The sequence below is a fragment of the Streptomyces sp. ACA25 genome (assembly GCF_028200735.1).
GTDB lineage: Bacteria > Actinomycetota > Actinomycetes > Streptomycetales > Streptomycetaceae > Streptomyces.
In genome coordinates this window covers 1-19,110 of the sequence record NZ_JAQKPV010000027.1, presented here as the reverse complement: position 1 = coordinate 19,110, position 19,110 = coordinate 1, and the positions used below count along the sequence as shown (strand labels likewise).

Annotated in this window: 3 protein-coding genes; all 3 read right to left on the bottom strand. The window is 75.7% G+C overall.

The window, feature by feature from the left end:
* Positions 1-6,177: type I polyketide synthase (locus tag PJ985_RS22835; RefSeq protein ID WP_271685792.1), on the bottom strand; the 6,177-nt coding region annotated here is incomplete at its 3' end.
* An 11-nt stretch (positions 6,178-6,188) separates the two neighbouring features.
* On the bottom strand, positions 6,189-16,985 hold the full coding sequence (locus PJ985_RS22830) for a type I polyketide synthase (protein ID WP_271685791.1): 10,797 nt from the start codon (positions 16,983-16,985) through the stop codon (positions 6,189-6,191).
* A 2-nt stretch (positions 16,986-16,987) separates the two neighbouring features.
* Positions 16,988-19,110, bottom strand: a 2,123-nt coding sequence (locus PJ985_RS22825) for a type I polyketide synthase (protein WP_271685790.1), incomplete at its 5' end; no start/stop codon positions are given.

Sequence of the window (19,110 nt, the reverse complement as noted above, 5' to 3'; positions counted from 1 at the left end):
GGCGTCAGCCAACGCACGACCGATAACCCGCTGCTGGGACGGTCCACTCGGAGCCGTCAGACCATTGGAAGCACCGTCCTGATTGACCGCACTGCCGCGTACCAGCGCCAGCACCCGGTGGCCGTTGCGGCGCGCGTCCGACAGCCGCTCGACGAGCAGCACGCCCGCGCCCTCGGCCCAGCCGACGCCGTCGGCCGACGCCGCGAACGACTTGCACCGGCCGTCCGGGGAGAGGCCGCGCTGGCGCGAGAACTCCACGAACGTGCCGGGGGTGGCCATCACCGTGACGCCGCCCGCCAGTGCCATCGAGCACTCGCCGGACCGCAGTGCCTGGATCGCCCAGTGCAGCGCGACCAGGGACGAGGAGCAGGCCGTGTCGACCGTGACCGCCGGGCCTTCGAGGCCCAGGGTGTAGGCGACGCGGCCGGACAGCACGCTCCCCGCGGTGCCAAGACCGAGGTAGCCCTCGACACCCTCGGGCAGCGCGCCCGCGCCGCTGCCGTAGTCGTGGTACATCAGACCCGCGAAGACGCCCGTGGCGCTGCCGCGCAGGGTCTCGGGGTCCAGGCCCGCGCGCTCAATCGCTTCCCAGGCGGTCTCAAGCAGCAGGCGCTGCTGCGGGTCCATCGCCAGCGCCTCCCGCGGCGATATGCCGAAGAAAGACGCGTCGAACTCGGCGGCATCCAGCAGGAAGCCACCCTCGCGGGTGTAGCTGGTGCCCGAACGGGACTGGTCCGGGTCGTAGACGCCCTCGATGTCCCAGCCGCGGTCCTCGGGGAAGCCGGTGACCGCGTCGATGCCGTCGCGCACCAGCCGCCACAGGTCCTCCGGCGACGCTACGCCGCCGGGGTAGCGGCAGGCCATGCCGACGATCGCGATGGGCTCGTCGACCGGCGCGGTGGTGGTCACCGGCAGCACCGGACGGCCCGTCCCGAGCGCCTCGGCCAGCAGGTGGGCCGCCAGGGCAGCGGGGGTGGGGTGGTCGAACGTGACGGTTGCCGCCAGCCGTAGGCCGGTCGCAACGCCGAGCCGGTTGCGCAGCTCGACGGCGGTCAGCGAGTCGAAGCCCAATTGCTGGAACGCCCGGTCGGCGGCGACCGCGTCGGAACTGTCGTGGCCGAGCACGGCCGCCGCGCTCTCGCGGACGAGTTCCACCGCCGCGCGGCGCCGGTCGGCATCGGGGAGCGCGGCCACCCGGTCGGCGAAGTCGCCGGTCCGTGCCGCCGCTGCGGTGCGGCGGGCGGGTGCCGGGACGAGGCCGCGCAGGATGGACGGCAGCAGCCCGTCCTGCGCGCGCAGGACGGGCAGGTCAAGGCGCGCGGCGACGGTCAGGGAGTCAGGGGCGGCGCAGGCCGCATCGAAGAGAGCGAGGCCGTCGGCGGGCGGCAGTGGGGCGACGCCGCCACGGGCGAGGCGGGCGGTGTCCACGCGGTCCAGCCCGCCGGCCATGCCGTCGGACCACGGGCCCCAGGCGATCGAGGTACCGGGCAGGCCGAGGGCGCGCCGGTGGGCGGCGAGGGCGTCGAGGAAGGCGTTGGCCGCGGCGTAGTTGCCCTGGCCGGGGCTGCCGACAGTGGCGGCCAGCGAGGAGAACAGCACGAACGCCTGCAGGTCGAGCCCTGCGGTCAGCTCGTGCAGGTGCCAGGCGGCGTCGGCCTTCGGCCGCAACACGGTGTCGAGCCGGTCGGGCGTAAGCGACTCCACGGTGGCGTCGTCCAGCACGCCCGCCGCGTGCACGACGGCGGTGAGCGGACGGTCGGCCGGGATGCCCGCGAGAACCTCCGCGAGCGCGTCACGGTCCGCCACGTCGCAGGCGACGACCTCGACGGTGGCGCCGAGCGCCGCGAGGTCGGCCACCAGCTCGGTGGCGCCGGGCGCGTCGGCGCCGTGCCTGCCGAGCAGCAGGAGACCGCGCACGCCCTGGTGTTCCACCAGGTGCCGGGCGACGAGGCGGCCCAACGCACCGGTACCGCCGGTGATGAGTACGGTGCCGTTGAAGTCGGTGGTCCCCTCCGCCAAGGCAGCCCTGGCGAGCCTGGGAACGCGCAGAGCTCCGCCCCGGACCGCGACCTGGGGTTCCTCGGTGGCGAGCGCGGAGGGGAGGGCCGCAGCGGCTCCGGGGGTGTCCAGGTCGATCAGTACGACCCGGCCGGGGTGCTCGGACTGGACGCTGCGCAGCAGGCCCCACACAGCGGCGCCGGCCAAGTCGGGCACGGTGTCGCCCTGTTCGGCGGCGACTGAACCGTGTGTCACGACGACGAGCGGGCCACCCGTCCGGTCGTCCGCCAGCCAGGTGCGTACGAGAGCGAGGGCCTCGTGCGTGGCGGTCCGAACCGCGTCGGGGACGGGCCCGGCCGTGGGGATGGCGACCACGACGGCGTCGGTGCCGGTCGGGTCGAGGGTGGCGAGGGCGTCGGGGGTGGCGAGGTCCACGCTGGTGACCTGGGCAGCCGCGTGGGTCAGCGCCGCGGCGATGCCGTCCGGGTCGGCGCCGAGGACGGTCCAATGCGCGGCGGTCGGCTGCCCGGCCGGGCGCAGCTCCCAGACCACTCGGTGCAGGGCATCGGAGCTCGTGCTGCCGCCGACCTCGACGGCCGGCCGCAGCCGCAGGTCGGCCACGGTGGCGACCGGCCCGCCGTCGGCGTCGGCCATGGTGAGCGCGACGGCGTCAGGTCCTGTCGGCGTCAGCCGTACCCGCAGGGACCGCGCGCCGACCGCGTGCAGACGCACACCGGTCCAGGTGAAGGGCAGCCCGCCGCGCTCCACCACGCCGCCCAGGCCGAGGGCATGCAGGGCCGCATCGAACAGGGCCGGGTGCAGGCCGAATCCCGCCTCGTCGGTGCCCTCGGGCAGAGCTACTTCGGCGAACACCGCACCGTCGTGCCGCCAGGCGGCCCGCACGCCTCGGAAGGCCGGGCCGTAGCCGAAACCGGCGGCCGCGAGGTCGTCGTAGAGGTCGTCGACAGCAACCGGCTGTGCGCCTGCGGGCGGCCACGTCGCCAGGTCGGCGGCGGGCTCGGGGTCCGCGGGGGCGAGCGTGCCGGTGGCGTGGCGGGTCCAGCCTGTGCCGTCGTCGGGTCGGGAGTGAATCGTGACGGCGCGGAGGCCGTCGCGGTCCGGTGAGTCGACGCGTACCCGCAGCCGGACGGCGCCGGAGCCGTGGAACGCCAGCGGGGCGGTCAGCACCAGTTCGGCGACCGTGCCCCAGCCGATCCGGTCGCCCGCGGCGGCGGCCAGCTCGGCGAACGCGGTGCCGGGCACCAGGGGCGTGCCGAGGACGGCGTGATCGGCCAGCCACGGGTGGGTGCGTACCGAGAACGTGCCGGTGAACACCACGGCGCCGGGGGCGTCGGGCTGGTCGGAGGAGTTCTCCGCGGGCAGCTCCACCGCGGCACGCAGCAGCGGGTGGCCGACGGCGCCGATGCCGGCGGTGACGAGGTCATCGGCGGGTTCGGCGGCCAGCCAGTACCGCTGGTGCTGGAAGGCGTACGTGGGCAGCTCGACGGGGAGCGCACCGGTGCCGAAGAAGGCGGCCCAGTCCACCCGCGCGCCATGGGCGTGCACGCGGGCGAGCGCCGTCACCAGGGTCTCGGCCGCGGGCCGGTCGGCGCGGGCGGCCGCCACGGCGAGCACCTCGGGCCGGTCGGGGTCCTCCGGCAGGGCATCGGCGACCAGGGCGGTGAGCACGGCATCCGGGCCCACCTCGACGAACGTGTCCGCCCCGTCGTCGGCCAGGGCGCGGACGCCGTCGGCGAAGCAGACCGTGTCGCGGACGTTCCGTACCCAGTACTCGGGGTCGCACAGCTCCTCGCCCACGGGTACGCCGGTCACCGCGGAGACGAACGGCACGCGGGGCGGGGTGAACGTCACCGCTCCCAACACCTGCCGGAAGCGGTCCAGCACCGGGTCCATCCGGTGCGAGTGGAACGCGTGGCTGACCCGCAGCCGCCGCGTCTTGCGGCCGAGCCCGGCGAACCGCTCGGCGGCGGCGAGCACGGCGCCCTCGTCGCCGGAGAGCACGACCGACGCGGGCCCGTTCACGGCGGCCAGCGCCACCGCAGGGTCGAGGTCGCCTGCGACCTCCGCCTCGCTCGCCTCAACGGCGACCATCGCCCCGCCCTCGGGCAGGGCCTGCATGAGCCTGCCGCGCGCGGCGACCACGACCACCGCGTGCCGCAGCGACAGCACACCCGCCACGTGGGCGGCGGCCAGCTCGCCGACGGAGTGGCCGAGGACGAGGTCGGGACGGACGCCCCACGAGTCCAGCAGCGCGGCCAGCGCGACCTCGAAGGCGAACACCGCGGCCTGCGCGTACACCGTCCGGTCGAGGTCGTCGCCGCCCTCGGCCACCACCTCGCGCAGCGGACGCGGCAGCACGGTGTCGAACTCCGCGCACACCTCGGCCCAGGCATCGGCGAACGCGGGGTACGCGGCGGCCAGTTCCTCGCCCATGCCCGCACGCTGCGACCCCTGGCCGGTGAAGAGGAACGCCACGGTGCGGTCGGGCCGTGCCTCGCCCGCGACGGCGGCGGGCGCGCCGCCCGCGAGCGCGGCCAGCCCAGCGCGCAGCCGCTCCCGGTCGGCGCCAACGACGGCCGCGCGGAAGGGCAGCGCGGCCCGCTCCGTGGCCAGCGCCGAGGCGATGTCCAGGAGCTCGGCGTCGTCAGGCAGGCCTGCCGCCAGCCGCTCGGCCTGCGCGCGCAGCGCGGCCGGGGTGTGGGCGGAGAGCAGCCACGGCACGACCGCGTGCTCGACCCGTCCGGGCACGGGAGCGCCTTCGAGCCCAGGGGCGCCCTTCGGCTCGGGAGCCTGCTCCAGCACCACGTGCGCGTTGGTGCCGCTCACGCCGAACGCGGACACCGCAGAGCGGCGGGGCGCCCCGGTCACGGGCCAGTCGCGGCCCTCGGTCAGCAGCTCGACCGATCCCGCCGACCAGTCCACCTGTGGCGTCGGCCCCGTCACGTGCAGGGTCTTGGGTGCCACGCCGCGCCGCATGGCCTCGACCATCTTGATCACGCCCGCGACGCCCGCAGCGGCCTGCGTGTGCCCGAGGTTCGACTTGACCGACCCGAGCAGCAGCGGCCGCTCCCGGTCCTGCCCGTAGGCCGCCAGCAGCGCCTGGGCCTCGATCGGGTCACCGAGGCGGGTGCCGGTGCCATGCCCCTCCACGATGTCCACTTCGGACGGCGAGAGCTTGGCGTCGGCCAGCGCCTGCCGGATGACCCGCTGCTGCGAGGGGCCGTTCGGCGCGGTCAGCCCGCTGCTCGCGCCGTCGGAGTTCACCGCGGAGCCGCGTACGACGGCCAGCACGCGGTGGCCGTTGCGGCGGGCGTCGGAGAGCCGTTCCAGCAGCAGTACGCCGACGCCCTCGCCCCAGCCGGTGCCGTCCGCGTCCGCCGAGTACGCCTTGCACCGGCCGTCGGTCGCGAGACCGCGCTGCCGGGAGAACTCGACGAAGACGCCGGGCGTGGCCATGACGGTCACACCGCCCGCCAGCGCCATCGTGCACTCGCCCGCCCGCAGGGACCGTACCGCCCAGTGCAGCGCCACCAGCGACGAGGAGCACGCGGTGTCGACCGTGACCGCCGGGCCCTCCAGGCCCAGGGCATAGGCGACCCGGCCGGAGACGACGGCGGTCGCGGCGCCGGTCACCAGGTAGCCCTCCGCGTCCTCGGGCGCGCGGGCGCCGAGGCCGTAGCCCTGACCCCAGGTGCCGGCGAAGACGCCGGTGCGGCTGCCGCGCTGGGTGTGCGGGTCGATGCCCGCCCGCTCGTACGCCTCCCACGAGGTCTCCAGCAGCAGCCGCTGCTGGGGGTCCATCGCGTGCGCCTCGCGCGGGGAGATACCGAAGAAGGCCGGGTCGAAGTCGGCCGCACCGGTCAGGAACCCGCCCTGGTCCGTGTAGCTGCGGCCGGACCGCTCGGGGTCGGGGTCGTGCACCCCGAGATCCCAGCCGCGGTCCTCGGGGAAGCCGGACACCAGGTCCGTGCCGGTCGCGACCGCGTCCCACAGCTGCTCGGGGGAGCTGATACCGCCGGGGAAACGGCACGCGGTACCGACGATCGCGATCGGCTCGGCCGCCGCGTCCACGAGTCCGCGGTTGCGCTGCCGCAGCCGCTCGGCCTCGCGGAGGGAACCGCGCAGCGCAGCGACGAGATCCTCGTTGGTGCTACCCATGGTGCTGTCCCTCAATCCCTGCGGAGCTGGTCGTCGTTCGCGATCTTGAGCAGGTCGTCAATGCCCATGGACTCCAGCGAGTCCAGGAGCGCGGGGGGGCCGGCCTGGGCCCCGTTCGAGTCCGTCGTGCGGGTGGGGGCCGGCACCGCGACTCCCGCGAGACGGGACAGGTCGTCGAGCAGTCCGGCCGCGCGGAGCCGGTCGAGCGGGATGGCCGCGATGGCGCGGCGCAACTCGCCGTCCGGGTCGCCGTCCCGTTCACCGGCCGGCGCCTGCGACGGCGCCGTTGAGGGCACCGCAAGCCCCTCCAGGACGTGCCGGGCCATGGCGTCCGGGGTCGGGTGGTCGAAGACCACCGTCGCGGCCAGCCGCAGGCCGGTGGCGTCCCTGAGCCGGTTGCGCAGCTCGACGGCGGTGAGCGAGTCGAAGCCCGCGTCGAGGAAGCCGCGCGTGCTGTCCACGGCCGAGGCGCGCGCATGGCCGAGCACTGCCGCGGCGTGCCCTCGGACGACATCGAGCACCACGCGCCTTCGCTGATCCTCGCCGAGTCCGGCCAGCCGCGCGGGTAGCGCCGCGGCGTCGGTGCGCGGCGCCCGGGCAGGCGGCCGGACCAGGCCGCCCAGCAGGGCGTGCAGCGGGGCCGCCTGCCGGACCAGCGCCGCGGTGTCGAGGCGGAGCGCCACGAGCGCGCCGGACCCGGTGCGGCAGGCTGCGTCGAGCAGCGCCAGTGCCTCGTCCGACGCCAGCGGCCGGACACCGCGGCGGGTCATCCGCGCACGGTCGCCGCCGCCGAGGCCGCCGGTCATGGTGCTCTCGGCCGCCCACGGCCCCCACGCGAGGGACACGGCGGGCAGTCCGCCGGCCCTGCGGTACTCGGCGAGCGCGTCGAGGGCGGTATTGGCGGCGGCGTAGTTGCCCTGGCCGGGACCGCCGAACGTGCCGGCGGCCGAGGAGAACAGCACGAACGCGGCCAGATCCGCCCCACGGGTCAGCTCGTGCAGATGCCACGCGGCGTCCGCCTTCGGCCGCAGCACGGCGGCCAGCCGCGCGGGGGTGAGCAACCCCACCACGCCGTCGTCGAGGACGCCCGCCGCGTGCACCACAGCGGTCAGCGGCGGCTCGATGCCCGCCAGCAGGGCGGCCAGCGCGTCCCTGTCGGCCACGTCGCAGGCCGCGACCCGTATGTCGGCGCCCATGGCGGTCAGGTCGGCCACCAGGTCGGCGGCGCCGGGGGCGGCCGCGCCCTGTCTGCTGGTCAGTACGAGGTTCCGCACGCCGTGTTCGGCCACCAGATGGCGCGCCACGAGACCGCCGAGGGTTCCGGTGCCGCCCGTGATCAGGGCGGTGCCGTCGCCGTACGGAGCGGTGGTGAGGACCACCTTGCCGACGTGGCGGGCCTGCGCCATCAGCCGGAACGCCTCCCGTGCGCGGCCGATGGGCACCGTACGGACCGGCAGCCGCGTCAGGGCGCCCGCCGCGAACAAGTCGACGACCTCGACGAGGATCTCCTGAATGCGGTCGGGGCCCGCGTCCACCAGGTCGAAGGCACGGTAGGACACGTCGAGGCCGGTACGGATGTCGGTCTTGCCCAGTTCCGCGAACCGGCCGCCCGGCGCGAGCAGGCCCAGGGACGCGTCCACGAACTCGCCCGCGAGTGAGTTGAGAACGACGTCCACCCCGTGCCCGGCGGTCGCCGCCTTGAACTCCCCGGCGAAGTCCGTCGTACGCGAGGACGCGATGTGGTCGTGCGCCAGACCGGCGGCGCGCAGCACGTCGTGCTTGCCGGGGCTCGCAGTGCCGAACACCTCGGCACCCCACAACTTGGCGAGCTGGGTGGCGGCCATGCCCACACCGCCTGCGGCGGCGTGTATGAGCACCCGGTCGCCGGGCTGTACGTCGGCCACGTCGCGCAGGCCGAACCAGGCGGTGAGGAACGCCGACGGCACGGCGGCCGCCTCGGCGTAGCCCCACCCGGCCGGGACGAGCACCATGAGTCGCCGGTCGGCGACGCAGGAGGAGCCCATCGACCCGGGCAGCAGGCCGAACACGCGGTCGCCCGGTACCAGGCCGTCCACTCCGGGCCCGACCTCGGTCACCACTCCCGCTGCCTCGATGCCGAGCGGCTGGGGGTCGCCCGGGTACAGGCCGAGCACGGTGAGCACGTCGCGGAAGGTCACACCGGTGGCCCGTACGGTGACCCGTACCTCGCCCGCCGCGAGCGGCGGTTCGGGGCAGCCGGCGGCGGTCAGGCCCTCGACCGTGCCGGACGTGCCGGGCTCAAGCCGCCACGCGCCCGCGGGCGGGACGATCGCGTCCGAGCCGGCGCGCACGAGCCGTGGCGCGGTGACCGCGCCAGCCCGGACGGCGACCTGGGGTTCCCCGCAGGCCGGCGCAGCCGCCAGCGCGCGCGCCGACTCGGCGGTGCCGTCGAGGTCGACCAGGACGAGCCGGTCGGGGTGCTCCGCCTGGGCGGATCGCACCAAGCCCCACGCGGCGCGCGCGGCGACGTCGGGCGACTCGTCGGAGGATACGGCGACGGCACCGCGCGTGACCACGGTGAGCCGGACAGCGGATCCGTCGTCGGCCAGGAAGTCCTGCAGGGCCGCCAGGACCGCGGCCGTCACCCGGTGAACCTCGGCCACAGGGTCGGCACCCGGGTCCGTCGTGACCGGGAGGATCACGGTGTCGGGCGCTTCGGCGCCGACCTCGGCACCCGTGGCCCGCAGGCCGTCCGCGAGCGCGGTGGCGTCGGGCGACGCGGCGCCCGTCAGGGCGAAGCGACGAGCCGGGGCGCCGGAAGGCTCGACGGGCACCCACTCGGTCTCGAAGAGCGCGTCGGGTACGGCGGGCGCCGCGGCGGGCCGCAGGCGCAGCGAACCGATCACGGCCACCGGCAGGCCGTCGGCGTCGGACAGTTCCACGGCGAGGGCTCCTGCCTCGCCGACCCGGGAAATGCGGGCGCGGACGGCCCTGGTGCCACGGGCGAAGACCCGGACTCGGGCCCACGCGAAGGGCAGACCGCCGTGCGCCGGCTCGGTGATCAGACCGCCGACGCCGATGGCGTGCAGGGCGGCGTCGAGCAGGGCCGGGTGCACGGCGCAGCGGTCCGCGTCGGTGACCCCGGCGGGCAGCTCGACCTCGGCGAACACCTCGGCCGCCGGTCCTTCGCCGCGTCGCCACGCCGCCTGCAGGCCCTGGAACGCGGGGCCGTAGCCGAAGCCCGCGTCCGCAAGATCCGCGTACACTGCGGCGACGTCGGCGGGCTCGGCACCGGCGGGCGGAAACTCCCCCGCCACCGGGCCGGCGTCGGGCACATCGCCCAGTACGCCCGCGGCGTGGCGGGTCCAGTCACCGTCGGTACGCGCGTGCAGGGCGACCGCGCGGCGGCCGTCGTCCTCAGCGGCGCCGACGGTGACGCGCACCTCGACCGCGCCGTCCACAGGCAGGGCGAGCGGCGCTTCGAGCGTCAGCTCCTCCACGCCGCTCGCGCCGATCCGGTCGGCGGCGGCGAGCGCAAGCTCCAGCAGGGCCGTGCCGGGCAGCAGCACCGTGCGGCGCACAATGTGCTCGGCCAGCCACGGCCGCGCCGACGGTGACAACCGCCCGGTGAGTACGATGCCGCCGTCCGGCAGATCGACTGCGGCGGCGAGCAGCGGGTGCCCGGCCGCGGAGAGGCCCGCGCCCCGGAGGTCGGCGGTGGGAGCGGCGGGCAGCCAGTAGTGCTCGCGCTGGAAGGCGTACGTGGGCAGGGCGACACGCGCGCCGCCGCGGCCGGCGAAGTACTCGGCCCAGTCGACCGAGAGACCGTCAGCATGGGCACGGGCCAGCGCGTCGGTGAGCACGGCCTTGTCCGACCGGTCGGCGCGCAGCAGCGGCACTGCCAGCGGCTCGCGCTCGTCGCCGTCACCATCGGCGTCGGCGTGGGCCAAGGTGCCCTGCGCCATCGCGGTGAGTACCCCGTCCGGGCCGATCTCCAGGTAGCGGACGGCTCCCGCCGCACGCAGCCCCAGCACCGCGTCGTGGAAGCGAACGGTCTCGCGCACGTGCCGCGCCCAGTGGTCGGGCGAGCAGACGTCGGCGGCTGTCAGCGGTCGACCGGTCAGCGCCGATATCACCGGCACCGAAGGCGCGCGGAACTCCAGCCCCGCCACGACCGACCGGAACTCGGCCAGCATCGGCTCCATCAGCGGCGAGTGGAACGCGTGCGACACGCGCAGACGCCTGGTCCGGCAGCCCTCGGCGGCCAGCAGCGCGGCGGCGTCGCTGACGGCCTGCCCGGCACCGGACAGCACGAGCGACCGCGGCCCGTTGACAGCGGCGAGGGCGACCTCGTCGCCCAGCAGCGGCCGTACCCTCTCCTCGGTTGCCTCTACGGCGATCATCGCGCCGCCCTCGGACAGCGCCCCCATCAGCTTCCCACGCGCGGCCACCAGCGCAGCGGCGTCCGGCAGCGACAGGACGCTCGCGATACTCGCGGCGGTGATCTCGCCGAGCGAGTGGCCGGCGAGCAGGTCGGGAACCACGCCCCAGGAGCGCAGCAGCGCGGCGAGAGCGACCTCGACCGCGAACAGCGCGGGCTGCGCGTACTCCGTGTGGTCGAGCACCTCGACCGGGCCGGTCAGGACCAGGTCGCGCAGCGGGCGGTCGAGCAGGCGGTCGAACTCCGCGCACACCGCGTCGAACGCCTCGGCGTAAGCGGGGTGGGCGGCGTGCAGGTCGGCGCCCATGCCCACGTGCTGCGCGCCCTGGCCGGTGCAGAGGAAAGCCGTACGCCCCTGTCGGGCGGCGACGGGCCTGGCATCGGTGAGACCGGCGAGCAGGCCGTCGGTGTCGGAACCGGCGGCTGCGACGCGGTACTCGAAGGGGGTACGGGTGGTGGCGAGGGACCGGGCCACGGCCACCGGGTCCTGGTCCGGGTGCGCGGCGATGTGCGCGCGCAGCCGCTCGACCTGGGCACGCGCCGCTTCGGGCGACCGGCCGGACAGCACCCACGGCACGACCCCGCCGTCCCCGGCGGGCGCTGCGGGCGTGGTGTCCTCGGCGGGCGGGGCCTGTTCGAGGATGACGTGCGCGTTGGTGCCGCTGACACCGAACGACGACACACCCGCGCGGCGTGGCGCGCCTGTCTCGGGCCACGGCGTCGCCTCTGTGAGTACGGAGACGGCTCCCCGGGTCCAGTCGACGTCCGTGGAGGGCCGGTCGACGTGCAAGGTGGCGGGCAGTGTGCCGTGCCGCAGCGCGAGCACCGTCTTGATCACGCCCGCGGCACCGGACGCGGCCTGCGTGTGCCCGAGGTTCGACTTCACCGAGCCGATCAGCAGAGGGCGGTCCCTGTCCTGCCCGTACGCCGCCTGCAGAGCCTGGGCCTCTATGGGATCGCCCAACGCGGTGCCGGTGCCGTGGGCCTCCACGGCGTCCACCTCGGACGACACGAGACCGGCGCCCGTCAGTGCGGCACGGATGACGCGCTGTTGCGACGGGCCATTGGGCGCGGTCAGCCCGTTGGACGCGCCGTCGGAGTTCACGGCGGAGCCGCGCAGCACAGCCAGCACCTCGTGGCCGCGGCGGCGCGCGTCGGAGAGCCGCTCGACCAGCAGCAGGCCCACGCCCTCGCCCCAGCCGGTGCCGTCGGCAGCATCGGCGAACGCCTTGCAGCGCCCGTCAGCGGCGAGGCCGCCCTGCCGCCCGAACTCGACGAACACGCCGGGGGTGGCCATCACCGTGACGCCGCCCGCCAGGGCCATGTCGCACTCGCCCGACCGCAGCGCGGCGGCCGCCAGGTGCAGCGCCACCAGCGACGACGAGCACGCGGTGTCCAGTGTGACCGCAGGGCCCTCCAGGCCGAGTACATAGGCGAGGCGGCCGGAGACCACGCTGCCGGACGTGCCGGTGAGCAGATGGCCCTGCAGTTCGTCGGGCGTGCCGTAGAGGCTGGTCAGGTAGTCCTGGCCGCCGTAGCCGACGAACACACCGGTCCGGCTGCCGCGCACCGACCGGGGGTCAATGCCCGCGTTCTCCAGCACCTCCCACGCGGTTTCCAGCAGCAGCCGTTGCTGCGGGTCCATGCCCACGGCCTCGCGGGGGCTGATCCCGAAGAACCCGGTGTCGAAAGCACCCGCGGAATCGAGGAACCCGCCGACCTTCGCGTAGCCCGCGTCGGTGACGTCCCAGCCTCGGTCGACGGGGAAGCCGCCCATCGCGTCGCGGCCGTCGAGCACCAACTCCCACAGCCGCTCGGGCGAGTGGACGCCGCCGGGGAACCGGCAGGCCATGCCGGCGATGACGACCGGGTCGTCCTCCGCCACGGTCCGCGCGGCCGGGTCGGCCGCGTCGGCGGCAACGGCGCCGGGCATCTGGTGGAGCAGATGGCCGGCCAGCGCCTCGGGCGTGGGGTGGTCGAAGACGAGCGTGGCGGGCAGTTTCAGGCCGGTCGCGTCGCGCAGGCGGTTGCGAAGCTCAACGGCGGTCAGCGAGTCGAATCCCAGCTCCTGGAACGCGCGGCCCGTGGGCAGTGTCGCCACGGACTCATGGCCCAGTACGGCCCCGGTCTCGGCGAGCACCAGCTCCAGCAGCGCCGCTCGGTCGAGTCGGACGGGGCGGTCCTCGGCCGAATCGGGCACGGCCGGCTCGGCAGCCTCCGGCAGGTCGGCGAAGAGTGGGCTGCGCCGGGCCACGGTGAACGTCGATGCGAACACCGGCCAGTCGAGGTCCGCGACGGTCAGCGCGGCCTCGTCCCGGTCGAGCGCGCCGCGCAGGGCCGCGACCGCGCGCTCGGGCGCCATGGCGGGCAGGCCCCAGCGTGCCATCTGCGCACGGGCGGGCCCTTCGGACATGCCCGCGCCGCCCCAGTGGCCCCAGGCCACGGCGGTGGCGGGCAGCCCTTCGGCGCGGCGCCGCAGCGCGAGCGCGTCGAGGTGGGCGTTGGCCGCGGCGTAAGCGGCCTGGCCGCTGCTGCCCCACACGCCCGCGCCCGAGGTGAACAGCACAAAGGCCGACAGCTCCCGGTCGCGGGTCAGCTCGTCCAGGTGGCGCGCGCCCGCGACCTTGGCGGCTGCGACCGCGGCGAGGTCGGCCGGGGCCAGGTCGGCGAGCGGCTGGTACCGCTCGATGCCCGCGAGGTGGAACACGGCGGTGACGGGGTGCTCGGCGAGCAGCCGGGCCACGGCGTCGCGGTCGGCGGCGTCGCAGGCGACCACCTCGGCCTCCGCGCCCAGCGCCGTCAGCTCGGCGACGAGGTCCCGTGCGCCGGGCGCGTCGGGGCCGCGCCTGTTCGTGAGCACCAGCCGCTCGGCGCCCGCGCCGGCCAGCCAGCGGGCGACGTGCGTGCCGAGACCGCCGGTGCCGCCCGTGACCAGGACCGTCCCCTCGGGGTGCCACTCCGCGCCGACGGGGCCGCCCGGGGCGCGGCGCAGCCTCCTGCCGAACACGCCGGACGCGCGTACGGCCGTCTGGTCCTCGTCGCCCGCCAGCACGGCCGCGAGCCGGTCGGCCACACGTCCGTCGACCTCGGCGGGCAGGTCGACCAGGCCGCCCCATGCCCGGGGGCGCTCCAGCGCCGCCACTCGGCCCAGGCCCCAGACCTGTGCCGTTGCCGGGTCAGCCGGTTCGTCCGCCGGGCCGACAGCCACCGCGCCGTTGGTCACGCACCACAGCGGGACGCTGCCGAGGGCCTGGACCAGTGCGAGGACGCCGGGGAGCGGGTCGGGGGTGCCGGGCGCGAGCAGGGCCACGACGCCCGCGAAGCCATCGAGGCCGGCGGAGCCGTCCGGAGCGCCCAGGTCGTTCACTGTCGTACGCGCGAGGTCCACCCGCTCGGCCAAGGCGGTGGCCACTGCATCGGCCCAGGCGTCACCGTCGGGCACCACAGCCAGCCACCGGCCGGACGGTGCGCCGGAGACGGTCAGTGGCGCCCAGTCGACGCGGTAGCGCCACGAGTCGACGGCGGCCTCATCGGCCTGCCGTTCATGCCATCGGGCGAGGAGCGGGTGGACGGCGGCGAGTGGCTCCCGATCGGTCGCGCCCGCGCCGAGCGCGGCGGCGAGGTGGTCGGCCGAGCAGCCCACCGCGGCCCAGAACTCCGCGTCTCCGCCCTGGTCCGGGGTGGGGACGTCGAGCCAGTAGCGCTCGCGCTGGAAGGCATAGGTCGGCAGCGGTACCGGGCGCGCGTCGGGCAGCGCGAGGGTCCAGTCGACCGGCACACCCCGGACCGCGGCCTCGGCGAGCGAGGCGAGGAACGAGGCGGAGCCACCGTCGTCACGGCGCAGGGAACCGACGGCGAGGACCGCGTCGTCGGTCTCCTGCACGGCCACGGTGAGCACGGGGTGCGGGCTGACCTCGACGAACGCGCCGAAGCCCGCGTCGAGCAGCGTGCGGGTGGCGGTGTCGAAACGGACGGGCTCACGCAGGTTGCGGAACCAGTACTCGGCGTCGAGGCTGGTCGTGTCGAGGAACCCGCCGGTCACCGACGACACGAACGCGACGTCGGCGGCGCGCGGCTTGATCGCGGCAACGGTGGCCAGCACCTCGGCGCGTACGGCATCGACCTGCGCGGAGTGCGACGCGTAGTCGACGGGAACCCGCCTGGCCCTCAGGCCTTCGCGCTCGGCCCAGGTCAGCAGCTCGTCCAGCGCCGCCGTGTCGCCGGACACGACCGTGGTGGCGGGGCCGTTCACAGCGGCCACCGACAGCCGCTCGCCCCACGGCTGCAGCAGTTCGCGCACGGCGGCCTGCGCCAGCGGCAGCACCACCATGCCGCCCCGGCCCGCGACCGCCCGCAGCGCCCGCGCGCGGGCGGTGACCAGCAGGGCGGCGTCCTGGAGGGACAGCGCGCCCGCGACGCACGCGGCGGCGATCTCCCCCTGCGAGTGCCCGACCACGGCCGACGGCTCCACACCGTGTGCGCGCCAGAGCGCGGCGAGTGAAACCATCACCGCCCACAGGGCCGGCTGGACGACCTCGACGTCCTCCAGCGCGGCCGGGTCGGCGAGGACCTCACGCAGCGACCAGTCCACGTGAGGGGCGAGCGCGGTGGCGCACTCGTCCAGGCGCCTGGAGAACTCGGGCGAGGCGACGGCCAGCTCGGTGGCCATGCCCACCCACTGCGGCCCCTGCCCGGGGAAGATGAACGCTACCCGGCCGGGGGCACCGGCGACGCCACGGACGACGCCCGCGGCGGGCTTCCCCCCGGCCACGGCTTCGGTACCCCGCAGCAGGTCTGCCCGGTCCGCGCCGATGACGACGGCGCGGTGCTCGAACGAGGACCGGGTGGCGGTCAGGGCGAGGGCGATGTCGCGCGGCTCGACGGCGGGCCGCTCGGCCAGGTGCGCGACGAGCGCGGCGGCCTGGCCGCGGAGGGCGTCCTCGGTGCGACCGGACAGCACCCACGGCACCGGGCCGGATGCGGCCGGGCGCTCCGGCTCGGCCTCGGCCGCGGGCGCCTCTTCCACGATGACGTGCGCGTTGGTACCGCTGACGCCGAACGCGGACACACCGGCCCGGCGCGGCCGGTCGCCCGCGGGCCAGGCCCGGGCCTCCGCGAGCAGCCGTACGGCGCCCGCAGACCAGTCGACCTTTGGCGTGGGGGCGTCCACGTGCAGGGTTTTCGGCAGCACGCCGTGGCGCAGCGCGAGCACGGCCTTGAGTACGCCCGCGACGCCCGCCGCCGCCTGTGTGTGGCCGAGGTTCGACTTCACCGAGCCCAGCCACACCGGCTCGGCCCGGTCGGTGCCGTACGTGGCGAGCAGCGCCTGCGCCTCGATGGGGTCACCGAGGACCGTGCCCGTACCGTGCGCCTCGACGAGGTCCACGTCGGAAGGCGTGAGCCGGGCGTCGGCGAGTGCTGCCTTGATGACCCGCTGCTGTGCCGGGCCGTTCGGCGCGGTGAGGCCGCTGCTGGCGCCGTCCTGGTTGACCGCCGAGCCGCGCAGTACAGCCAGCACCGGGTGGCCGAGCCGCTGGGCGTCGGACAGCCGCTCCAGCAGCAGCACGCCCGCCCCTTCGCCCCAGCCGGTGCCGTCGGCCGCGGCGGCGAACGGCTTGCAGCGGCCGTCGGGCGCCAGACCCCGCTGGCGGGAGAACTCCACGAACGTGGCGGGCGACGACATGACCGTCACGCCGCCCGCGAGCGCCATCGCGCACTCCCCCGACCGCAGGGACCGCATCGCCCAGTGCAGCGCCACCAGCGACGCCGAACAGGCCGTGTCGACGGTGGCCGCAGGGCCCTGGAGACCGAGTACGTACGCGAGGCGTCCGGACAGGACGCTGGCCGCGTTTCCGGTGCCCGCGTAGCCCTCCACACGGTCCAGCACGGGCCGCGCGGCAGATATGTAGTCCTGGCCGTTGGTGCCGAGGAAGACGCCGACGTCCCTGCCTCGCAGCGACTTGGGGTCGATTCCCGCGCGCTCGACGGCCTCCCACGCCGTCTCCAGCGCCAGGCGCTGCTGCGGGTCCATCGCCAGTGCTTCGCGCGGCGAGATGCCGAAGAAGCCCGCGTCGAAATCCGCCCCGCCGTCGAGGAATCCGCCCTCGCTGACGTAGGTGGTGCCCGCGTGGTCCGGGTCCGGGTGGTACAGCCGCTCCGTGTCCCAGCCGCGGTCTCCCGGGAACGCGGCGACGGCGTCGCGGCCATCGGCCAGCAGTCGCCACAAGTCCTCGGGGGACGCGACGCCACCGGGAAAGCGGCAGCCCGCACCGACCACCGCGACGGGTTCGGCGGCGCGCTCGGCCGTCTCGCGCAGCGTCTGCCGCGCCTGGGTCAGCTCGCCCGTGACCCACCGCAGGTGGTCGAGGAGCTTGGTCTCGTTCTCCACGTTCAGGACTTCCCGAGCTCGTTTTGGATGAAATCGAAGATCTCGTCGGCGGACGCCGTGCTCAGCTGGTCGGCCGCGGGCGCGGAACCAGCCGCCACCGGCGTCCACTCGGTGAGCAGGCGGCGCAGCTCGGCGGTCACCTTCGCGCGGGTCGACTCGTCCGACCCGGCCGGGTCGAGCCCGGCGAACCGGTCGAGGTCGGCCACCGACGGCGCCGTCGCGGCGGGCGCCAGCCCGGCCGCGAGGTGCGCGGCCAGTGCGTCTCCCGTCGGGTGGTCGAACACCAGCGTGAGCGGCAGCGTGAGCCCGGTGACCCGGGTGAGCCGGTTGCGCAACTCCACCGCGGTAAGCGAGTCGAACCCGAGGTCGAGGAACCCGCGCGCGGTGTCGACCGCCGCCGGGTCCCTGTGCCCGAGCACGGCCGCAACCGAGGTACGGACCAGATCGAGCAGTTCACGCCCGCGCTCGTCGGCGGACAGACCCGTGACACGTTGCCGCAGGTCCGCCTCGGCGGAGGCCGCGCCGGCACCTGGTTCGATGGCCCGCCGGGCCTCGGGGATACCCGAGATCAGCGGGTTGGGCCGTACGGCGTGCAGGGCAGGCGCGAGCCGCGTCCAGTCCACGTCCGCGAGCACCACGGCCGGGTCGCCGCCCGCGACCTCCCGGCTGAGTGCGTCGATCGCCCGCTCGGGGTCCATGGAGCGCAGGCCGTCGCGGTCCAGGCGCCTGCGCACCTCGTCCGCGTCAGCCATGCCGCCGCCCGCCCACGCGCCCCACGCCACCGCGGTGGCGGGCAAGCCCGCGGCCCGGCGTCGCTCGGCGAGGGCATCGAGGTGGGCGTTGGCCGCGGCGTAGTTCGCCTGGCCCGCGCCGCCGACGACACCCCCGAGCGCGCCGAACAGCACGAACGCGTCCAGGGGCAGATGCGCCGTCAGCTCGTGCAGGGCCGTCGCGGCGTCGGCCTTGGCGCGCAGCACAGTGGCCAGCCGGTACGGAGTCAGCGAGTCGTGCACGCCGTCGTCCAGGACGCCCGCCGTGTGCACGACCGCCGTCAGCGGCGGCCCTTCGGCGGCGATCCGGTCGAGCAGCGCGCCGAGCGCGGTGCGGTCGGCGGCATCGCACGCCTCGACCACGGCTTGCGTACCGAGCGCGGTCAGCTCCGCAACCAAGTCCGCCGCGCCTTCGGCGGCCGGACCGCGCCTGCTCACCAGCACCACGCGGTCGGCGCCCGAGCGGGCCGCCCATCGGGCCAGGTGCCCGCCCAGCGCGCCGGTGCCGCCGGTGACCAGGACGGTTCCGGTGGGGCGCCATCCCTCCGGTGCGGGGGTGGCCGCGCGGACGAGCCTGCGGCCGAGGACGCCCGTGGCGCGAACGGCCACCTGGTCCTCGCTTTCCAGCCCGGCGAGCACGTCGCAGAGCAGGGCGACCGCGTGACCGTCAAGGTCGGCGGGCACGTCGACCAGGCCCCCCCAGCGGTGCGGCGCCTCCAGGCACAGCACCCGGCCGAGACCCCAGACCTGCGCCTGCGCCGGGTCGGCCACATCGCCTTCGGCCACGCCCATCGCACCGCTGGTCACGCACCACAGCGGCGCGGACGTGCCCGCGTCACCCAGCGCCTGCGCCAGCACGAGCGTGGCCGCGGTGCCGTCCGGGCCGAGAGCGAGCAGCGACAGTACGCCGTCCACCGGGTCCGTGACCTGTTCAGCGAGCCGATCGCGGTCGGGGGCGTCGGGCACGATCAGCTCGACGGCGTCCACGCCTCGGTCGGTGAGACCCCGCAGGCATGCCTGTACGAGCGGATCGTCCGCACGGGCGGCCGGGACGACGACGGCCCAGCGACCGATCAGAGCCTTGTCGGGTGTGCCGCTGACCGGCTCCCACCGCACGCGGTAGCGCCACGACGCGACGGGGTCGGCCGACGGCCGCTCGGGGATCTCCGGCCAGAACCGGGTGCGCTGGAACGGGTAGGTCGGCAAGTCGACCTGGCGCGCCCCGGTGGCGGCGAAGAATTCCGCCCAGTCGACGGCCACGCCGGACCGGGCGAGCCCTTCGACCAGCGTGAACGCTTCCGGCCTGCCCTTGCGCAGCAGGGGCACGGCACCATCGGCCAGCGCGGACAACACAC